This is a genomic window from Roseovarius sp. A-2 (genome assembly GCF_002072155.1).
Classification (GTDB): domain Bacteria; phylum Pseudomonadota; class Alphaproteobacteria; order Rhodobacterales; family Rhodobacteraceae; genus Roseovarius.
In genome coordinates this window covers 36,144-53,074 of the sequence record NZ_BDIY01000021.1, presented here as the reverse complement: position 1 = coordinate 53,074, position 16,931 = coordinate 36,144, and the positions used below count along the sequence as shown (strand labels likewise).

At 63.7% G+C, this 16,931-nt stretch carries 19 protein-coding genes; 3 read left to right on the top strand and 16 right to left on the bottom strand.

What is annotated here, in order from left to right; translation table 11 throughout:
- The first annotated feature begins 1 nt into the window (after position 1).
- From BHD06_RS18165 to BHD06_RS18155, 3 genes are all read left to right on the top strand, one after another.
- Complete coding sequence (locus BHD06_RS18165; protein ID WP_080458392.1) at positions 2–400, top strand: hypothetical protein; 399 nt, start codon at positions 2–4, stop codon at positions 398–400.
- Positions 401–683: 283 nt separating this feature from the next.
- Complete coding sequence (locus BHD06_RS18160; protein WP_080458391.1) at positions 684–1,022, top strand: helix-turn-helix transcriptional regulator; 339 nt, start codon at positions 684–686, stop codon at positions 1,020–1,022.
- A gap of 516 nt (positions 1,023–1,538) precedes the next feature.
- A complete protein-coding gene (locus BHD06_RS18155) occupies positions 1,539–2,162 on the top strand; it encodes a hypothetical protein (protein WP_080458390.1) in 624 nt (207 codons plus the stop codon).
- A 270-nt stretch (positions 2,163–2,432) separates the two neighbouring features.
- Here BHD06_RS18155 and BHD06_RS18150 read toward each other — a convergent pair whose 3' ends face one another.
- From BHD06_RS18150 to urtA, 16 genes are all read right to left on the bottom strand, one after another.
- The gene (locus tag BHD06_RS18150) at positions 2,433–2,744 is read right to left on the bottom strand and encodes an ETC complex I subunit (RefSeq protein WP_080458389.1); all 312 of its coding nucleotides are present in this window, start codon (positions 2,742–2,744) and stop codon (positions 2,433–2,435) included.
- 170 nt (positions 2,745–2,914) lie between these two features.
- Positions 2,915–4,711 carry an ABC transporter transmembrane domain-containing protein gene (locus tag BHD06_RS18145; RefSeq protein WP_080458388.1) on the bottom strand — a complete coding sequence of 599 codons (1,797 nt, stop codon included), beginning with the start codon at positions 4,709–4,711 and terminating at the stop codon, positions 2,915–2,917.
- A 106-nt stretch (positions 4,712–4,817) separates the two neighbouring features.
- Positions 4,818–4,955, bottom strand: coding sequence for a hypothetical protein (locus BHD06_RS23845; RefSeq protein ID WP_176214405.1), 138 nt, complete (start codon positions 4,953–4,955; stop codon positions 4,818–4,820).
- A gap of 70 nt (positions 4,956–5,025) precedes the next feature.
- Positions 5,026–5,649 (bottom strand): urease accessory protein UreG, encoded by a 624-nt coding sequence (gene ureG, locus BHD06_RS18140; protein ID WP_080458387.1) that lies wholly within the window; start codon positions 5,647–5,649, stop codon positions 5,026–5,028.
- Positions 5,646–6,278, bottom strand: a complete 633-nt coding sequence (locus tag BHD06_RS18135) for an urease accessory protein UreF (protein ID WP_080458386.1) — start codon at positions 6,276–6,278, stop codon at positions 5,646–5,648. Before BHD06_RS18135 ends, ureG begins: the two co-directional genes overlap by 4 nt.
- A complete protein-coding gene (locus BHD06_RS18130) occupies positions 6,278–6,739 on the bottom strand; it encodes an urease accessory protein UreE (RefSeq protein WP_080458385.1) in 462 nt (153 codons plus the stop codon). Before BHD06_RS18130 ends, BHD06_RS18135 begins: the two co-directional genes overlap by 1 nt.
- 11 nt (positions 6,740–6,750) lie before the next feature.
- Positions 6,751–8,460, bottom strand: a complete 1,710-nt coding sequence (gene ureC / locus BHD06_RS18125; RefSeq protein ID WP_080458384.1) for an urease subunit alpha — start codon at positions 8,458–8,460, stop codon at positions 6,751–6,753.
- A 1-nt stretch (position 8,461) separates the two neighbouring features.
- Positions 8,462–8,767 carry an urease subunit beta gene (locus BHD06_RS18120; RefSeq protein WP_080458383.1) on the bottom strand — a complete coding sequence of 102 codons (306 nt, stop codon included), beginning with the start codon at positions 8,765–8,767 and terminating at the stop codon, positions 8,462–8,464.
- The gene (locus BHD06_RS23840; protein WP_176214404.1) at positions 8,764–8,922 is read right to left on the bottom strand and encodes a hypothetical protein; all 159 of its coding nucleotides are present in this window, start codon (positions 8,920–8,922) and stop codon (positions 8,764–8,766) included. Before BHD06_RS23840 ends, BHD06_RS18120 begins: the two co-directional genes overlap by 4 nt.
- 12 nt (positions 8,923–8,934) lie before the next feature.
- The gene (locus BHD06_RS18115; protein WP_080458382.1) at positions 8,935–9,237 is read right to left on the bottom strand and encodes an urease subunit gamma; all 303 of its coding nucleotides are present in this window, start codon (positions 9,235–9,237) and stop codon (positions 8,935–8,937) included.
- A gap of 10 nt (positions 9,238–9,247) precedes the next feature.
- Positions 9,248–10,057, bottom strand: a complete 810-nt coding sequence (locus tag BHD06_RS18110; protein ID WP_080458381.1) for an urease accessory protein UreD — start codon at positions 10,055–10,057, stop codon at positions 9,248–9,250.
- Positions 10,058–10,186: 129 nt separating this feature from the next.
- Positions 10,187–10,882, bottom strand: a complete 696-nt coding sequence (urtE, locus tag BHD06_RS18105) for an urea ABC transporter ATP-binding subunit UrtE (protein WP_080458380.1) — start codon at positions 10,880–10,882, stop codon at positions 10,187–10,189.
- Between the two features lie 3 nt (positions 10,883–10,885).
- Positions 10,886–11,626: an urea ABC transporter ATP-binding protein UrtD gene (urtD, locus tag BHD06_RS18100; RefSeq protein ID WP_080458379.1), complete on the bottom strand. Its 741-nt coding sequence runs from the start codon at positions 11,624–11,626 to the stop codon at positions 10,886–10,888.
- Entirely contained in the window at positions 11,623–12,786 is a 1,164-nt protein-coding gene (urtC, locus tag BHD06_RS18095; RefSeq protein WP_080458378.1) for an urea ABC transporter permease subunit UrtC, read from the bottom strand. Before urtC ends, urtD begins: the two co-directional genes overlap by 4 nt.
- Positions 12,787–12,912: 126 nt before the next feature.
- Positions 12,913–14,886, bottom strand: coding sequence for an urea ABC transporter permease subunit UrtB (gene urtB, locus BHD06_RS18090; protein WP_080458377.1), 1,974 nt, complete (start codon positions 14,884–14,886; stop codon positions 12,913–12,915).
- 72 nt (positions 14,887–14,958) lie between these two features.
- Entirely contained in the window at positions 14,959–16,239 is a 1,281-nt protein-coding gene (urtA, locus tag BHD06_RS18085; protein ID WP_080458376.1) for an urea ABC transporter substrate-binding protein, read from the bottom strand.
- Positions 16,240–16,931 lie beyond the last annotated feature (692 nt).

The window sequence follows — 16,931 nt, the reverse complement described above, 5'->3', positions numbered from 1 at the left end:
CATGCCCATTAAAAAGGGCATGTCACGGATCATCGACACCCTTACCGATCAGAAATGGCGCTACCGCATGGGCCGCCGATTCGAGGCGATGACCGACGAGATTTTCCAGGTGATCCGCTGGGTCCTCATGGTGGGTTTCGCCGATTACCTCGCCCACCTCCGCGACAGCCTGATCCTCGACCTTACCTACTGGGGGCTCTCCGCGTTGCTTTTCGGCTACATCGCCTCGCGTTTCCTGTTACGACCCGAGATCCCGTTTCTCGGTCATCCGGTTGGGCGCTTGGCGCGCTTCGCGCAATCGGGGTTGAATTTCCTGCTCTGTATCGTGGTCTTTGCCATCGTCCTGTGCATCATCGCGAACCTGACAGAGACCATCGCGACCCACCGTGGAGCGCTTTGATCTGTCCGGCGGGCCATCGCTCTTTCCCTTGGACAGCCCTAACGACGCACATACTGTTGCCATCAACTATCTGTGTAATTTCCCAAGATGGCAAATACGTTTAAAATGAGTGTCCCTAAGATATTGTTTTAAGCCAATACTATCCCGACGAGCCGTAGCCGGAAAATGTGATTTATGCCACTTACAGGTCGTGAAGCAGAAATCGCGCGACCACCTGCGTGATTGCGAAAAAATATAAAAGGTTATAGCTTTGGACAGTGTAAAAGTGCTGGGGACACGTCACATGCCATATGAACACCTGGAAAAAACAGGGTTCGACATGGAGTCTTTTCGAAACAGGCTGTCGCATCACATGACCGAAGCAGGCATGAATGCGGCTCAACTGTCGCGGCGCGCCGGGCTGAACGCACGGGCCGTGACCGATATCCAACAAGGTCGCATCAAAAGCCCGCGTGTGCAAACGGTCATGGCACTCGAGGTCGGCCTGGGGCTCAGTCCGGGGACACTCCTCGGGTTCGGTCCGGCGAAGGTATCGGCGGAATTGCAAGCGCTTCTTCATGAGCTTGACGAAGCAACTCAGCAACAGCTTCTGGTGACGCTGAGATCGTTGCGCAAGGCGTGAACCCATAGCAGCGCAACTTCGCAGCAAAAATCAAGCGGGCGTGCTCGTCCAGAGTGGCACTGACCTCTTCCATGAGGAGACCTTGTTCCAGTGCCAGCGCGCCTCACGTTCCTTGGCCGCACCATCAGCATCTGAGCGATCCCGTGAATAAGTAGCTAAAAGCCATGCCATGGCTACGCAACCTCTGCCTTATATAAAAAGACTGCATCGGGACCCCAAAGACCTCAAGAATCCAGGTCGTTAAGAAATTCTCGCTTACCGAAAGTCGTGATTTATCACACTTTCTCGTCGAGCATCAGGAAAGGTGAACTACAACCCTCGATTGAGCGATAAGTCGCCTAAACAGACGCACTCCTAAAACCTGCCACTTTACAAAATTATTTCCTTCACGATACACGCTAAGGGAGAGTTGCGATATTCGCCCCTTTTGCCCTGGAGTCGTTATGTAGCAACTGAAGGCTTAAAATTTGTGATTAATCACATATCATATACGCAACGTCGCCATGGAGGGGTGCAATGAGCTTTGAATCGCTGAAAATACCCGATCGGGCGCCCCTTCTGGAGCGGCTGGTGTCATTTCTGAAACCTGCTCCCGCGCCTGCGCAACGAACATGGGAAGAGCCGCGACAGCCCGGTCTCGCGACCCGGCTGTTCCGGGAAAGTGAGCAGCGCCTGAACGCGGTGGGCCTCGACAGCCCACAGGCGACCGCCCGCGAAATCGAGATGCGTGAGGCCTTCACCAATCAGACCGTGCTGATTCTGGCCAAGCCGTCGCATAATGTCACCAACTTGCAAATCTGGCTCGAAACGATCTTCGGCCTCGACGTGACCGTGGTTCATGACCCGGCCTATTTTTACGAATGGCTGTTCCGTTTTGCCGGTCTCGCCGGCATCGTCGTGATTGACGGCGACAGTTTTACTGACCTGGGGCCCGCCTTCGGCACGTTCCTCAGCGCCGCCGGTGAGGCTTGCGACGAGTCTCCGGTGATCGTGCTGTCGGAGAAAGTCGAAGTGAACGATTTCGCCCCGAGTTGGCAGGACAAATGGGATATCACGCTCAAGACGCCGGTGGCGCAGACCACGCTCTGGCTGGCTGTCAAGACCGCTGCGGATATGGCACTCAACGGCAAACCCCGCTGAGCGCCACACAAGATCGCGGTTGGTGTCAATCTCCAGCTTTCACCAATCGCGCAGGCAGCGCCGGGATGCGGGTTCCCCCAGACCCTGTTCCGGTGCTGCTTCCCTTATTAATGTGGCGAGGCCGCCTTCTTGTCCGCGTCGGCACACGCGCCATTGCCCAACCGCCTCGCGGTCGCCTTCAAGCGTCGAGGATACTGTCGAGGTTGTTGAGGATCGCAACCGACAGAACCACCACCCCGCCGACAAAGTGCGCCATCCAGAACACCCCTGTCAGTGGGTCCAGACCTGACGGCGATTGGTGGCGAAATTGTCGCCATAGCCGCCGGGGCGAATGTTGGTCTTGCGCTTGTGCGGTTCCTGCACCACGGCGTCTATGCCGTGCTCCTTGGCGTATTGCAGCGCCGCCTCCTTGGAAGAGAAACGCAGTCGCACCTGCGCCTGCGTGTCGGCATTCGATGTCCAGCCCATCAGCGGATCGACCTCGCGCCGGGTCTCCGACACGAATTCCAGCACCCAGTGCCTCGTCTTGGCCGTACCCGATTGCATCGCGTTACGGGCGGGTTTGTAGATGCGCGCAGGCATGGGGCTCTCCGTCGGTGAATTGTTGGCACTTATCCCAAATCGCGTGAGTTTGGGCAAGGGGCGAATGACCGCTATCCGGAACGACGATAGGCGCAAGTGTTAGGCTGAAGCGGACATAAGGGCATCCCGCGTGAATCGCACAGTAAGTGCCAACAACCACTTCAGGCCGCTCAAGCCGCCTCGCCATCGGTGAATTGCAGCCGCGCCAGCCGCGCATAAAGCCCGTTTTCCGATACAAGGCTGTCATGCGAGCCCTGCGCCACGATCCGGCCCTGATCCATCACCACGATTCGGTCGGCCTTTTTCACCGTCGCCAGCCGGTGCGCCACGATGATCGTGGTGCGGGTGCGGGCCATCGCATCCACCGCCTGCTGCACCGCGCGTTCGCTTTCGGCATCCAGCGCCGATGTCGCCTCGTCGAGCAGCAGCACGGCAGCGTCGCGCAGGATCGCGCGGGCGATGGCGATGCGCTGTTTCTGCCCGCCCGACAGCATCACGCCGCGCTCGCCCACATAGGTGTCATAGCCCCCGGGCAGGCCTGCGATGAAGTCATGCGCATTGGCCGCGCGCGCCGCCGCCTCGATCTCGGCATCGCTGGCATCAAGACGGCCAAAGCGGATATTCTCGCGCGCCGAGGCGGCGAAGATTACCGGGTCCTGCGGCACAAGCGCAAGATCGGCGCGAAACTCGTGCCGCGCCATGTCTCGGAGCGGCACACCGTCAAGCGTGATCCGCCCCTCATCGGGGTCATAGAACCGCTGGATCAGCTGAATGACCGAGGTCTTGCCCGCCCCCGACGGCCCCACCAGCGCCACGGTCTCGCCGGGCTTGATGGTCAGATTGAAGTCGTCAAGCGCCGGGGTTTCGGGCCGCGCGGGATAGGCAAAGCGCACCGCGTCAAACTCGATCCCGCCGCGCGCGGGGCGCGGCACCGCCACCGGTGCGGCCGGGTCCTTGACCGGATCGTCGACCTGCAGCAATTCCACCAGCCGCTCTGTCGCGCCCGCCGCGCGCTGCAACTCGCCCCAGATTTCCGACAGCGCCGCCACGGCGCCCGCCACCATCACGGAATAGATCACGAACTGCACCAGGCTGCCGGGGGTCATGTCGCCCGCCCGCACATCACGCGCGCCGATCCACAGCACGCCCACGATGCCGGTGAACACCAGGAAAATCACGATCACCGTCATCAGCGCGCGGGTGTTCACCCGGCGGCGCGCGGCGTCGTGGCTGCGCTCGGTCACATCGGCAAAGCGCGCCCGGCTCTCGCCCTCATGGGTGAAGGCCTGCACCGTCTGCACCGACAAGAGCGCCTCGGAGGCATTGCCGGAACTGTTCGCGATCCAGTCCTGATTCTCGCGGCTGAGCACGCGCATCTTGCGGCCCAGAAAGAGGATCGGGAATATCACCAGCGGCACGATCAGCAGCACAAGCCCGGTCAGCTTGGCCGAGGTCAGCAACATCAGGGCCATGCCGCCGATGAACAACAGCAGGTTGCGCAGCGCGATCGAGATGGACGAGCCGATGACCGACAGAATGAGCGTGGTATCGGTGGTGATCCGGCTCAGCACCTCGCCGGTCATCAGCCGCTCAAAGAACGCGGGGCTCATGCCGATCACGCGGTCAAAGACGGCCTTGCGGATATCGGCCACCACGCGCTCGCCCAGGCGGGTGACCAGCAGATAGCGCGCCCCGGTGCCAAGCGCCAGAAGCGCCGCGATAAAGAGCGCGCCGCCGAAATACTGATCGAGCAGCGCGCCATCCTCGGCACCGAAATTGTCAACCACGCGGCGCACCGCCATGGGCAGCACCAAAGCCACCGCCGCGGTCAGCACCAGCGCCGCAATCGCCGCACCCAGAAGCAGGCGATAGGGCCGCAGGAACGGCCACAACTCGGCCAGCGCCCCTACCCGCTTCGATCTCTCGCGATCCAGCTGATCGGCCCCGTTTTCGGCCTTGCGCACCATAGGTTCTCTTCCCTCGTCGTTTCGCACAGGGTCTTGGCGGGCGCACGCGCCAAGGTCAAGGGGCAGTTCAGCCGCAGGCGGAGTGCAATGGAGCGGGCGACCGAGTTCAAACCGGCGACGTCGTAGCGTCGGCATTTTCCAGTGCCCTGACGCACACTTTACGCCCGCAGGCGATTTCCTGCACATTGGCATCCGGATCGGAGGGCAGATCGGCACCGATGGCGGTGGCAGCGGCATCGCGCACGACCGGATCGCTCAGCGGGGCGGAGCCATGCCCCGGACGGCTCCGGCCCGAGCCACCCGATGTCGTATCTCTAGGTCCCTAACCCGCCTTCGGTCTTCAGGAAACTCATGATCTGATCGAGGCCCTCGCCATTGAGCAGATTGGCGAGCACATAGGGGCGCGAGCCCCGTGCGCGTGCCGTGTCGGCCTCAAGTTGCACCAGATCGACGCCCACATGCGGCGCGAGATCGGTCTTGTTGACGACCAGAAGGTCAGATTTCGTCAGCCCCGGACCGCGTTTGCGCGGAATGTCCTGTCCGGCGGCGGTGTCGATCACGTAGATTGTCAGATCCGCCAGTTCCGGGCTGAAGGTGGCCGCCAGATTGTCGCCACCCGATTCGATCAGCACCAGGTCGAGATCCGGAAAGGCGGTGTTGAGGTCCGTGACGGCGGCGAGGTTGATCGAGGCATCCTCGCGGATCGCGGTATGCGGGCAGCCTCCGGTCTCCACCCCCCGGATGCGGTCGGCGGGCAGGATCTGCGCGCGCAATAGAAACTCGGCATCCTCGCGGGTGTAGATGTCATTGGTGATCACCGCCATCGAGCAGCGATGCGCGAGCGCCCGCGCGAGGCCCGCCGTGAGCGTGGTCTTGCCCGCACCCACCGGGCCACCGATGCCCACCCGCAGCGGGCCGTTCATGGGGGTCGCGCTCATGTCCGAAAAATCCTCACATCCATCACCTCATGTTGCAGCGCCGCAAGGTCGCCCGCAAGCGCGCAGGTGCCGAGCGTGTCGAGCGGCGCACAGGCGGCGCGGTGCGCCAGATCGTGGATCAGGGGCGTGAGATGCAAGAGGACAGATTGCCCCTCGGTCTGACCAAGCGGCAGGTGGCGGATGGCGATGGTGACGAGATTGCCGACAAAGCCTTGAAGGTAGAGGGCGATGATGTCCGGTTTGGCCAGATCGAGCGGCGCGGCGGCCTCCGCCACCGCCACGGGTAGCATGCGCGGCGGCAGGGTGCGCCCGGTGATGCCGGTAACGGTGCGGGCGAATGCGACGCCCTGGTCCAACCCCTCTTGCAGCCGCTCGGCGCAGGGCACCAGCGCGCGGGCCAGATCGTCGAGCGCGTCCGCCTCGCCCTCCAGTGCGTGGCCGAGGATCACCGCATCCTGCCAGCCCGCGCCGTAGTGCAGGATATTGCGCAGCCACGCCGCGAGGCTTGTCGCATCGGTGACGACCCCCGTCGCAATCTCGCGTTCCAGCCCGTGGGAATAGGCGAAGGCCCCGGTCGGAAAGGCCGGGGAGAGCCATTGAATGAGCGAAAGATGCGCGGACGTGAGCATCAGGGATGGCTGTGGCCATGATCGTGCCCCATCGTGCGGCCCTTGCCATAGGCGCCGCCCTCGGGGCGGAAGGGGCCAGTGACGGGGGTGAGGTCCGCGCCTAGGTGCGCCAGCATCGCCTCGATCACATGATCGCGTCGAATGCACAGATGATCCGCGTCGATCTGGCAGGGCGTGTGGCGGTTGCCGATATGCCAGGCGAGGCGCGCCAGGTCGCCGCGCACCAGGGTCAGATCCTCCGAGGCCGGTTCCACCGCCACGGCCCGGCCATCGTCCAGCGCAAAGCCCCAGTGGTCGTCGAGGTTCGTCACCTCCGCCAGATCGACCAGAAAGGTCAGCCCGGCCTTGCCGGCCAGCCGCTTGCGCCGCATCAGCCGCGCGTCATAGTCGAGCACGACCGTGTCGGCGATGGTTTCGGGCGCGTGATGCAGTAGGCGGCGGGCGGTTGGCAGGTCGGTCATGAACAGGGCCTTCAGAACAGGAAATAGCGTTGCGCGAGGGGTAATTCGCAAGCCGGTTCGCAGGTCAGCAATTCCCCGTTGGCGCGCACCTCGTAGGTTTCGGGGTCGACCGAGATCGCGGGTGTCAGGCTGTTGTGGATCATGTCGCGCTTGGCGATATTCCGGGTGTTCGAGACCGCCAACGTGTCCTTTGCGAGGCCGAGCGTCGCGCCGATACCGTCCGCCTGCGCCGCCTCCGAGACGAACAGCACCGAAGACCGTTCGACCGCCCGCCCATAGGCCCCGAACATCGGCCGCGAATAGACCGGCTGCGGCGTCGGGATCGAGGCATTGGGGTCACCCATCTGCGCCAGCACGATGGTGCCGCCCATCAGCACCATCTCGGGTTTCGCCCCGAAAAACGCCGGGTTCCACAGCACCAGATCGGCGCGCTTGCCGGGGCTCACACTGCCGATATACGCGCTCATCCCGTGCACGATGGCGGGGTTGATGGTGTATTTCGCGATATAGCGTTTCACCCGCGCGTTGTCGTTGTCGCCGGTCTCTTCCGCCAGCCGCCCGCGCTGCTTGCGCATTTTTGATGCCGTCTGCCAGGTGCGGATGATGACCTCGCCGACGCGCCCCATGGCCTGACTGTCCGAGGCCATGACCGAGAACGCCCCCATGTCGTGCAGGATGTCCTCGGCGGCGATGGTTTCCCGCCTGATACGGCTCTCGGCAAAGGCCACGTCCTCAGGGATCGCCTTGTCGAGGTGGTGACAGACCATCAGCATGTCGAGATGTTCTTCGATGGTGTTGACGGTGTAGGGCATGGTGGGGTTGGTCGAGGAGGGCAAGACATGCTCGTATCCCACCACCTTCATGATATCGGGCGCGTGGCCCCCGCCCGCGCCTTCGGTATGAAAGGCGTGGATGGTGCGGCCCTTCATGGCGGCCAGCGTGTTCTCCACAAAGCCGCTCTCGTTCAGCGTATCGGTGTGAATCATCACCTGCACATCCATGTCATCGGCGACACTCAGGCAGCAATCGATGGCGGCGGGCGTAGTGCCCCAATCCTCGTGCAGCTTCATCGCGCAGGCCCCCGCCTGCACCTGTTCGACAAGTGCCTCGGGCATGCTCGCATTGCCCTTGCCCGCAAGGCCGAAATTCATCGGAAAGGCGTCGAGCGATTGCAGCATTCGCCCGATATGCCACGCCCCCGGCGTGCAGGTGGTAGCCAGCGTGCCATGCGCGGGCCCAGTGCCGCCGCCCAACAAGGTGGTGATGCCCGAATGCAGCGCGTCATCGATCTGTTGCGGACAGATGAAATGGATATGCGCGTCGAATCCGCCGGGGGTAAGGATGCGGCCTTCGCCTGCGATTATTTCCGTTCCCGGTCCGATCACGATATCGACGCCGGATTGCGTGTCGGGGTTGCCGGCCTTGCCGATGGCCGCGATCAGCCCGTCACGCAGGCCGACATCGGCCTTGGTGATGCCCTGATGATCGACAATCAGCGCGTTGGTGATGACAGTGTCCACCGCCCCGCCCGCGCGGGTGGTCTGGCTCTGCCCCATGCCGTCGCGAATGACCTTGCCGCCGCCGAATTTCACCTCCTCGCCATAGGTGGTGAGGTCACGCTCCACCTCGATGATCAGATCAGTATCGCCTAGACGCACGCGGTCGCCCGTGGTGGGACCATACATGGCGGCATAGGCGGCGCGGGGGAGGGTTGTGGCCATTTCAGAGGTCTCCCATCACCTGCCCATTGAACCCGAACACCCGCCGACCACCGCCGAAAGGAATGAGCCGCACCTCGCGCCGCTGGCCCGGTTCGAAGCGCACGGCGGTGCCTGCGGGAATGTCCAGGCGCTGTCCGCGTGCGGCACTTCGGTCAAACGAAAGCCCGGCATTGGCCTCGGCGAAATGGTAGTGGCTGCCCACCTGAACGGGCCGGTCGCCGGTATTGGCGACCTCCAGCACGGTGACCTCGGCACCGTCGTTGAGGGTGATGTCCCCCTCGGCAGGCAGCACTTCGCCAGGGATCATTTGCGGCCCCGGGCCAGAAAGTACCCGCCCGCGAGCGCAAGGAGGCCCACCACCACCTGCCACATCGCGTCGATGCCATGCGGGTGCAGATGCGGCCCGGGATGGGCCAGTGCCAAAGTCGGCGTGAGAAGGAAAAAGGCAAAGGGATAGCGCATGATAATATCCTTTCAGCGTATCGGGGTGTGGACGGTCACCAGCTTGGTGCCGTCGGGGAAGGTGGCCTCGACCTGCACGGAATGGAGCATCTCTGGGATGCCTTCCATGCATTGGTCGGCCGTGATGACATGCGCGCCCGCCTCCATCAGGTCGGCGACGCTGCGGCCCTCGCGCGCGCCCTCGACGACGAAATCGGTGATCAGCGCCACCGCCTCGGGGTGGTTGAGGCGGACACCGCGCGCAAGGCGCCCACGCGCCACCATGGCGGCGAGCGAGATTAGCAGCTTGTCCTTTTCACGGGGGGTGAGGTTCATCACGGATCTCCTAGTTCTGCCAGACGCGAGGCAGGGGGCCGGGGCGCAGGGCAAGCAGTAGCCGCATGATCTGACGCCGCAGCGGCCAGCCGTCCCCTGCCATGAGCCGGATCATCAGCTTGCCGTCAAACCCCGAAGCGCCGCCGGTGACGCCCGGCTCATCCAGCAGTGCCCGCATGCGGGGTGCGGCATCCTCGGCCCCTTGCGCGACCAGCGCCAGCGTGGCGAAGGCGCGCGCCCCGTTCAGAATGGCGGGACCGGCGGTAAGCGCCCCAGTGCTCAGGTGGAGCGGTTCCACCAGAACGGGCCGCCCTGCGCGGGTGATGCGGCGCGTGTCGCGCAGAGTGGTGCGCGTGACGGTCTCACCCATCGCGGCGCGTCCCAGAACGACCGTTTCCAGCATCAGGCAGGAGGCGTCTGTCGCGAGGTCCATGGTCGTCTCGCGCGCGAGATGGCTGCCGTCGAACAGAAGCGTTTCCTGCGGCAGCCAGTCGAGATGCGCGCCGGATGCAACGCGGTGATGCACCGTGACCCGTGCCGCCGTGCCGGTGCTGCGATAGGCGCGCTCGGCGGTTTGAGTGGTGCCGGTGGCGCGACATCCGGCCGCCAGATCAAGCCGGTAGGACAGCCGATCGCCGCCCGTGAGCCCGCCCGAAGTGTTGAGCAGCACAATCTCGGGGCCGGGATGCAGGAACGCCTTGGCCGACCCCTGCTGATGCAACCGGTCGAGCCGCCCGCCATCCGACCCGGACAAAAGCGTCACGTGCGCGGCACCAAAGCTGCGTTCCTGAGTCGGTGAGGGGGCGGGGCAGGCGCTCATGCGGGGGCTCTTGTCAGGTTCGGCCCGAGGCTACCGCGCTTGCGCCGGACCGCCAGCAGTTGGTTTTGGACAAGCATCGCCCGCACGCCCTTGCAAGGTCAGATGACCAAATAACAGGCAGGCCGCCCATCAAATGGACACTTCGCGCAAGAGGTGCTCGCGCTCCACCGTCGCCGCAGGCTCGGAGAGGCGCACCTCGCCGCGATTGAGCACCACAAGGTCGTCGGCCAGATCATAGGCGAAATCGAAGAACTGCTCGACCAGCACGATGGCGATCTCGCCCTCGTCGCGCAGAAGGCCGATCACCGCGCCGATCTGCTTGATGATATTGGGCTGGATGCCCTCGGTCGGCTCATCCAGCAACAGCACGCGGGGCCGCGCGATGAGCGCACGGGCGATGGCCAGTTGCTGTTGCTGGCCGCCCGACAGGTCACCGCCACGGCGGTCGCGCATCTGGTTCAGCACCGGGAAGAGCTCGTATATGCGGGGCGGGATGGCGTGATCGGTCTTCGGCAGGCAGGCAAAGCCGGTTTGCAGGTTCTCGGTGACCGTCAGCAGCGGGAATATCTCGCGCCCCTGCGGGACATAGGCGATGCCCGATTGCGCGGCCTGTGCTGCGGAGAGATGGGGCAGTTCGCGCCCGTCGAGGGTGATGCGCCCGCCCGTGTAGGGATGCCGCCCGGCGATGGCCTTGAGCAGGCTGGTCTTACCGACGCCATTGGTGCCCATCACCGCCGTCACCGCGCCGGGGCGCGCGGTGAGGCTGACGCCGTGCAGGATCTGCGAGGCGCCGTAATGCAGGGTGAGACTGTCGACGCTCAGCATGGATTATCTCCCGAGATAGACATCAATGACCTCGCGGTTCTGCGTGACGTGATCGAGACTGCCCTCGGCCAGCACCGCGCCTTCGTGCAGCACCGTCACCTTGCAATCCAGACGACGGACGAATTCCATGTCATGTTCGATCACCACCACGGCGCGGGTCTGCGCCGCGCGTTTGAGGATATCGGTGGTGTGCTCGCGCTCTGCCGGGGTCATCCCGGCGGCGGGTTCGTCCACCAGCAAGAGGCGCGGATCCTGCGCCAACAGCATGCCGATTTCCAGCCATTGCTTTTGCCCGTGGCTGAGATCGCCCGCGCGGCGCGGCAGGTCGCCTTCGAGGCCGATCTCGCGGGCCAGTTCCGTGATGCGTGCGGCCCCCTTTGACGAACGACGATAGAGCAGCACGTCAAGCGGCCCGCGCTTGTTTTTGAGCGCGAGGCGCAGGTTTTCGCGCACGGTCTGTTCCTCGAACACGGTGGGTTTCTGAAACTTGCGCCCGATGCCTGCGCGGGCGATGGCGCTTTCGCTCATGCCCAGAAGCGAGATGTTTTTGTCCCCCCACACAACCCGGCCCTCATCGGGTCTTGTCTTGCCGGTGACGATATCCATGAAGGTGGTCTTGCCCGCCCCGTTGGGGCCGATCACCGCGCGCAGTTCCGGCTCTGCGATCTGGATCGAGAGGTTGTTGATCGCGCGAAAGCCGTCGAATGTGACCGAGACGCCGGAGACTTCGAGAAGGGTGGTCATGATTTCCTCACCAGCATGTCGAAGAACCCGCCGATGCCGCGCGGAAAGAACAGCGTGACTGCGACGAAGCCGAGGCCGAGAAGCACCAGCCACCAGTCGGTCCAGTTGATCGTGTAAAACCCGAGGTCGATATCGGGCGCGCCGCCGCCGGTGAACCAGCTTGAGGCGAGGCTGACGACGGCGGCCCCGATCACCGCACCGTAAAGCCGCCCGCGCCCGCCTATGGCCACCCAGACGGCGAGGTAGATGGAGGCGATAGGAGCGATCTCGGCGGGGTTGATGATGCCCGCCTGCGGGTAGTAGAGCGCCCCCGCGAGGCCCGAGACCACCGCCGTCAGGGTGAAGATCACCAGCTTGTAGCTTTCGACATGGTAGCCGAGGAAACGCACGCGGGCCTCGTTGTCGCGGATGCCGCGAATGACCGAGCCGAACTTGCCCGAGATGAGCCAGGCGAAGAAGAGATAACCCAGCCCGAGGGCAGCGGCGGAGGCCCAGAAGAACCACAGCGCGATGGTGGATTGCGGCATGTGCAGCAGGCCGGGGATGTTCTGCAACCCCGAGAGGCCATTGTTGCCGCGCAGGCCGGTGTCGTTCTGGAAGAGGTAGAGCGCCAGCGCCAGCGTCATCGCCTGTGTGAGGATCGACAGGTAAACGCCGGTAACGCGGCTGCGGAAGGCGAGCCAGCCAAAGATGAGCGCGAGCAGGCCCGGCACCAACACGACGAAGAGAAGCTGCATCGCGAGGCTGTCGGCAAAGGCCCAGATCAGCGGTAACTCGTTGCTGCCCACCACGCCGAAAATCTGCGTCGCGATGGCGTCGTTGATTTCCTCTTGCGTGGGAGGGATAGGGGCGTTCGCCAGCGATTCCACCACGATGCCCTGGGTGCGGGCATACATCAGCCACATGCCGATGGCATAGCCGCCGAGGCCGAAGAAGGCGAAATGCCCGAGGCTGAGAATGCCGCAATAGCCCCAGACCACATCCATCGCCACGGCTATCAGGCACAGACACAGCGTCATGCCGAGGATCTTGACCATCGAGGTCGAAAGGAGCGCCAGCCCGAAGCCCTCGGCCAAGACCGTGACACCGAGGGTGAGGAGGCCGAGACAACCCAGAAACCACATCACCGAGGGGTTTTCGGCCAGAAAGCTGCGATTCATGTTACCCGTGTCCCGTCGTGTTGCGAGGTGTTGCGCCGCGCGATGCGCGTCGCGGGGCGCGAGGGGGTTTCACCCCCTCGCACTCCCCGAGAGTATTTGAGCCAAGAAGAAACACCGGTCATGCGGTCAGTCCCCCGCAGCACGGCCCTTGAGGGCGACGATGCCCTTGGGCCGGAATTGAATGAAGAGGATGACAAAGAGCACCATGTAGGTCTGTGCCGCCAGCGTGTTGGAGGGGTTGAACCATTCGATGCCCTTTTGCAGGAACCCGATGAGAGAGGCCCCCGCGAGCGTGCCCCAGACATTGCCGACACCGCCCACGACGACGGTCATGAAGCTCTGCACAATGTAATTGGCACCCATTTCCGAGGTGACCTGCGCATATAGTCCGATGGCCACCCCCGCGATCCCCGCGATGCCGGAACCGAGGCCGAAAGTGAGCATGTTGATACGGTCGGGATTGATACCCATCGAGGCCGCCATGCCGGGGTTTTGGGTGACGGCCCGCACCTCGAGCCCCAGCCGGGTGCGCTTGAGGATGTAGAGAAGCAGCGCGAGGAAGATGAGCGCCAGCACGAAGATCGCCACGCGGATGGTCGAGATGCTGACGATATCGTTGAGGGTGATCGCGCCGCCCAGCCAGTCCGGGGCGGTGAGGGGGCGGGCCTGCGTGCCAAAGATGTTCTTGGCCAGTTGTTGCAGGGCGATGGAAATGCCGAACGTCGCCAGAAGCGTCTCCAGCGGTCTTGTATAGAGGTGGCGGATCACCAGCCGCTCCATCGCGACGCCCGCCCCGAAGGTGACACCAAAGGCGAGCGGCAGGGCGATGAGCAGGCTGACGGTGTAATCGGGGATAAAGAGCTGCACGACATAGCCCGTGTAGGCCCCCATCATGATGAATTCGCCATGCGCCATATTGATCACGCCCATGACGCCGAAGGTGATCGCAAGACCGATGGCGGCGAGAAAGAAGATCGAGGCGAGCGACAGCCCGTCAAGCACCAGGTCGGCAGTCTGGTAGAGGCCGAGGGTGCGCGATGTGGCGGTGAGCGCGTTCTCGGCGGCCCGGGTGATTTGCGGGTCGGGTTGCAGGTATTCGGCGTAGAAGACATGAGCGGCAACGGCCTGCGCCACCTCGTCGGGGGCGGCGCGGGGCGGCACGGTGCCCGCCTGTTCCAGTGCCTCATAGGCGCGGGCACGGGCGGCGACGGTGTTAAGCTGGTGGAGTGGCACACCGCCGACACTGCCATCCACGATATGCTGCGTCAGCACGTCGCGCAGGTCGGTGGCGGTCTGGCGCGGCGGGGCGAGGCCCTCGGCCACGAGCCGGTCATGGGCCTGCGCCTCGGTGATATCCGTGCCCACCTCGAGGAGACGGGCGATATTGGCATCGTCCGGCAGGGTTGTGGCCACGCCGTCACGGGTGCCGGTCAATTGGTTGAGCACGCTGCGCGCCTCGATACTGGTATCGCCGCCAAGCCCGGCGATGGCGTCGAGACGCTCGGATTTGATCGCGCCAAACTGGGCGATCAGCAGGGTGAGCAGGCGCTCTTTGCGGGTCTTCAGGCCGGGGTCGGTCTCGCCCTCGATACTGCCTGCCAGCGGCGCGATCTGGCTGGCATCCGCACTGCGCGTGATGGCTTCCAGTGCCTCTGCACGGCGGGCGGGATCGGGGGCGTTCAACTCGTATGGCACGAGGGCGGCGGCGAGTTCGCGGCGCACGCCCGCATTGGGGCGGATTTGACCGACATCGCGGCTGGAAACTTCGGCCACCGGCGCGCCACTGTCGATGTCGATCAGGCGCAGGCCGTCGCCCGCCTTTTCGGCGTAGAAGAAAAGCCCGTCATCGGGGCGCAGATAAACCTCGCGCGACTCCCATTTGCGGAGGAAATCGGCCATGCCGGGGTGATCCGAGGTCAGCAGGTCGGCGATCACCGGGCCGATGCTCTGGCGCGAAGGTTTGGCGAGGTCGGCCTGATACTCTTGCAGGAGCGGTTGCAGCGCGCCCTGTGCGGTCGCGATACCCGGGCGCAGGATCACGGCGCAGGCGAGCATCATCAGCAGCGCCACGGCGCGGGCAAGGAGGGCGGTGAAACGCATGGTTTGTCCGGTCCTGAGCGGGAATTCAGTGTGAGGAACCGCGCGGGGTGTAGTCCGCGCGGCCCTGTTGCCTCAGTAGTTCGAGGTCATCTGCACGCAGGTCGCGGTCTCGGTGTTGTACATGCCGCAGCCCAGATCCTTCCAATCGCTCTTGAGCGGCGCGCTCTCGGGCAGGTGGTCGGTCCAGGCGTCGCCCGGCACTTCGGCGGTCTGGCTGATGATGTCGAACTGACCGTCATCGCGGATCTCGCCGATCAGCACGGGCTTGGAGAGGTGGTGATTGGCGTTCATCACCGCCGTGCCGCCGGTGAGGTTGGGGAATTCCTGCCCCCACATCGCCGCGCGCACCGCATCGACATCGGTGGTGCCTGCCTCGGTCACGGCATTCACCCACATGTTGAAGCCGATGTAATGCGCCTCCATCGGGTCGTTGGTGACGCGCTCTTCGCCAGCATAGGCCTTCCATGCCTCGACGAATTCGGCGTTGATCTCGGTATCGGCGGACTGGAAATAGTTCCACGCCGCGAGATGACCCACGAGCGGTGCGGTATCGAGGCCCGAAAGCTCTTCCTCGCCCACCGAGAAGGCGACCACGGGGATATCGGCGGCGTCCACCCCTTGGGCCGCCAGTTCCTTGTAGAAGCCCACATTGGCATCGCCGTTGATCGTCGAGATCACGCCGACCTGCTTGCCCGAGGCCCCGAGGGCGACCACGTCCGAGACGATAGTGGCCCAGTCGGAATGGCCGAAGGGGGTGTAATTCACAAATATGTCCTCATCCGCGATGCCTTTGGATTTCAGGTAGGAATCGAGGATGTTGTTGGTGGTGCGGGGATAGACATAGTCGGTGCCCAGAAGCGCGAAGCTCTCGACGCCCAGTTCATCGAGGAAGTAATCGACCGCCGGGATCGCCTGCTGATTAGGCGCGGCCCCGGTATAGAAGACGTTTTTCGAGCTTTCCTCGCCCTCGTACTGAACGGGGTAGAACATCAGCCCGTTGAGTTCCTCCAGCACCGGCAGGGCGGATTTGCGGCTCACGCTCGTCCAGGAGCCGAAGATCACGTCGACCTCGCTCACGGTCAGCAATTCGCGCGCCTTTTCAGCGAAGAGCGGCCAGTCGGAGGCGGGATCGACCACCACCGCCTCGATCTCGCAGCCCAGCAGTCCGCCCTTGGCGTTCTGCTGTTCGATCAGCATCAGCACGGTGTCCTTGAGCGTGGTCTCGGAGATTGCCATCGTACCCGACAGCGAGTGCAGCACGCCCACCTTGACGGGACAATCCTGTGCCCATGCGGGCGCGGTGAGTAGCGCGGTTGACGTGGCGAGGCTCGCCATAAGTGTATTGATCTTCATCTCTTCGGAACTCCCATGTGAAAGCAGCGCAAGCCTTATGAGGGGACCGCCTGCGCAAGCGCACGGCATCCCTGCCGAGCGATTGCGGCAGCGTGTTATTGTATTTCCACCCAGCGGTTTCCGGTTGTGCCGGGGCCGCACGGGCTTGGTCGCGGTCAAGCCAGACGTTATCTTTCAACAACGCACCACGGCGACACGCCAATGATTGGCGCCAGCCGGGCTGATGAGTATGGCGATTTGCACTATTTTTGGGAGCGTTTTGCAGGAACTGCCTGATTTTTCCACATCAAGGAATCAGAAGGTCGCTGCGCCACCGCTCTCGCCGGTCGGCCTGAAGCCAAGCTGAGGGGCACCTCGGGTGGAGGTGGAGTTCCGCCGGTTTCGTGGGTACTTTCACTGATGAAGAAGAGTGTTCTTCATGCGAGAATGAGCAACCCGTTCCCTGCGGAATTCAGCGAGCAGATGGTTGTGCTTGCGCGAACCGGGTGCAGAGAGGTTGAAACCGGCCCGCCCAGGCTATTCAAGTACCGCTTGCCGGGCGACCGATCTTTCTTGGCTTTAGTTGGCTCTCCCTCGTGGCGCATGTGATGTATGCGGTTACGGTGGATATCGCGTTGAGAGGCCTTCGTCGACGATTTGGCGCGCATCGCGCGAACCGGCGCGATCACGGCGGCCTTTCCTGAAACGATGGT

Excerpts from the sequence above, each read along its gene's own strand:
- BHD06_RS23840 (WP_176214404.1), bottom strand. The coding sequence starts at position 8,922 with ATGCGCTATCCCTTTGCCTTTTTCCTTCTCACGCCGACTTTGGCACTG.
- BHD06_RS18135 (WP_080458386.1), bottom strand. The coding sequence starts at position 6,278 with ATGCTCACGTCCGCGCATCTTTCGCTCATTCAATGGCTCTCCCCGGCC.
- ureG (WP_080458387.1), bottom strand. The coding sequence starts at position 5,649 with ATGAGCGCGACCCCCATGAACGGCCCGCTGCGGGTGGGCATCGGTGGC.
- BHD06_RS18160 (WP_080458391.1), top strand. The coding sequence starts at position 684 with ATGCCATATGAACACCTGGAAAAAACAGGGTTCGACATGGAGTCTTTT.
- urtC (WP_080458378.1), bottom strand. The coding sequence starts at position 12,786 with ATGAATCGCAGCTTTCTGGCCGAAAACCCCTCGGTGATGTGGTTTCTG.
- BHD06_RS18130 (WP_080458385.1), bottom strand. The coding sequence starts at position 6,739 with ATGACCGACCTGCCAACCGCCCGCCGCCTACTGCATCACGCGCCCGAA.
- BHD06_RS18145 (WP_080458388.1), bottom strand. The coding sequence starts at position 4,711 with ATGGTGCGCAAGGCCGAAAACGGGGCCGATCAGCTGGATCGCGAGAGA.
- urtA (WP_080458376.1), bottom strand. The coding sequence starts at position 16,239 with ATGAAGATCAATACACTTATGGCGAGCCTCGCCACGTCAACCGCGCTA.
- BHD06_RS18110 (WP_080458381.1), bottom strand. The coding sequence starts at position 10,057 with ATGAGCGCCTGCCCCGCCCCCTCACCGACTCAGGAACGCAGCTTTGGT.
- BHD06_RS18165 (WP_080458392.1), top strand. The coding sequence starts at position 2 with ATGCCCATTAAAAAGGGCATGTCACGGATCATCGACACCCTTACCGAT.
- BHD06_RS18155 (WP_080458390.1), top strand. The coding sequence starts at position 1,539 with ATGAGCTTTGAATCGCTGAAAATACCCGATCGGGCGCCCCTTCTGGAG.
- BHD06_RS18120 (WP_080458383.1), bottom strand. The coding sequence starts at position 8,767 with ATGATCCCTGGCGAAGTGCTGCCTGCCGAGGGGGACATCACCCTCAAC.
- ureC (WP_080458384.1), bottom strand. The coding sequence starts at position 8,460 with ATGGCCACAACCCTCCCCCGCGCCGCCTATGCCGCCATGTATGGTCCC.
- urtD (WP_080458379.1), bottom strand. The coding sequence starts at position 11,626 with ATGACCACCCTTCTCGAAGTCTCCGGCGTCTCGGTCACATTCGACGGC.
- BHD06_RS18150 (WP_080458389.1), bottom strand. The coding sequence starts at position 2,744 with ATGCCTGCGCGCATCTACAAACCCGCCCGTAACGCGATGCAATCGGGT.
- urtB (WP_080458377.1), bottom strand. The coding sequence starts at position 14,886 with ATGCGTTTCACCGCCCTCCTTGCCCGCGCCGTGGCGCTGCTGATGATG.
- BHD06_RS18115 (WP_080458382.1), bottom strand. The coding sequence starts at position 9,237 with ATGAACCTCACCCCCCGTGAAAAGGACAAGCTGCTAATCTCGCTCGCC.
- urtE (WP_080458380.1), bottom strand. The coding sequence starts at position 10,882 with ATGCTGAGCGTCGACAGTCTCACCCTGCATTACGGCGCCTCGCAGATC.